Here is a 1,751-nt window from a genome sequence, read left to right on the forward strand (position 1 = left end):
CCGGTGTAGGTGGCCAGGGTCGAGCGGGAAGTGCGCCCGATGGGACGCTGGTCGACCATAATGATGCGGTCGAAGGCGTCCAAGCCGGTCGTGGACTCGGCCTCGATCTGTTCGCTGCCCAGGTCCCAGACGGGAGCGCCGTTGACGAGCTGTTCGGCGACCTCAACAGAGTCAGGATTGCGTTCCTCGTCCGCCTGGACGTCCCCGGTGTCGAGTCGCGATCTGACCTCATTGGCGAGTGCCGTGAGGACAGTGGTCTTGCCCGATCCGGAAACGCCACTGATCGCTGTGAACGCGCCGAGTGGCAACCGGATGTCAGCCCCGGAGAGATTGTGCCCCGTGACGCCTTGCAGCTCGATCCAATCGGTGAGCTCGCGCGAGGTTTTCGGTCCCGGTGGCTGCGGGGCCGAGGGCCCGAGGTAACGTGCGGTGGCGGACTCTTCCACATCGGCGAGACCGTCCGAGGGCCCGTTGTAGAGCACCCGCCCGCCGTAGCGGCCCGCACCCGGACCGAGATCCACGATCCAGTCGGCCGTGCGGATGATTTGAGCATTGTGCTCAACGACGAAGACCGTGTTGCCGTCGTCCTTGAGCCGCTTCAGCGCGCCGAGGAGCAGTTCGAGGTCGGAGGGATGGAGCCCCGCTGAGGGCTCGTCGAGCACGTACAAGACCCCGAACAGTCCGCTGCGCAACTGGGTAGCCAGGTGCAGTCGCTTGAGCTCACCGCTGGAGAGCGTCGACGTGGGTCGAGCGGTTTCGAGGTAGCCCAGTCCAATATCGATCATGGTCGCGATGTGGTCCTGAAGGACGTCGATAAGTGCTTGGGCAGCCTGGTTGCGTTCGACGGAGAGCTCGTCGGTGTCCGAGTGGGTGCGGGCGTCTTCGAGGAAGGAGGAAAGATCGGCAAGGGGGAGGCGAGCGGCGTCGGCGATATCCATGCCTGCGATCGTGACCGCCAGAGCTTCAGGATTGAGGCGCTTGCCGTGGCAGGTGGGGCAGAGCTGGTCGGTCATGAACGATGCGGCCTTCGCACGCATCCGGGCCGACGGCGAATCCGCGAAGGTGTGCTCGACCCACCGCTTGGGGCTCATGTAGGTGCCGTTGTAGCGATCGCCGATGCGAACGGTGGGTTGCTCATCGGTAGTGAGGACCCACTCGCGAATATCGGTGGGCAACGATTCGAACGGCACGTTGATGTCGACGCCGAGCACACTGAGGATGCGCCGATTGTTCTTGCCACCGAAGGCGCCCGGCCAGGCGACGATCGCGCCGTCGTCAATGCTCAGCGAGGGGTCTCCGACGAGTTTGTTCTGGTCGACCAGCAAGAGACGCCCCATGCCCGAGCACACTCGGCAGGCACCCACGGCGGTATTGGGGGAGAAGCTGTCGGAATCCAGGGGAGCGGCGTCGCGAGGGAAGGTGCCCGCGAGGTCCGCGGGACGGTAGCCCTCCGGGTAGGTGCCCGACCGCGAGAACAGCATACGCAGCACGTTTGAAATCCGGGACACGGTGCCGACCGACGAGCGGGTGCTGCCCGCATGTTGCTGGCGCAGGGCCACGGCCGGTGGGAGCCCGCTGATGAGCCGGACGTGCGGAGCGGATCCCTGATCGATGAGCCTGCGCGCGTAGGGCGAGACCGACTCGAGGTAGCGCTGGCGGGAGTGCGAGTAGATCGTGCCGAATGCGAGCGAGGATTTCCCCGATCCGGAGATTCCGGTGAACGCGACCACGGTGTCGCGGGGGATGTCGAC

1 protein-coding gene is annotated in these 1,751 nt (G+C 65.6%); it reads right to left on the minus strand.

Annotated features, from left to right (window positions below; all coding sequences use genetic code 11):
- Positions 1-1,751: ABC transporter (locus Q4E95_RS13560; RefSeq protein WP_303383797.1), on the minus strand; the 1,751-nt coding region annotated here is incomplete at both ends.

Origin of the sequence: Kocuria sp., assembly GCF_030536815.1 — a bacterium.
Lineage (GTDB): Bacteria > Actinomycetota > Actinomycetes > Actinomycetales > Micrococcaceae > Kocuria > Kocuria gwangalliensis.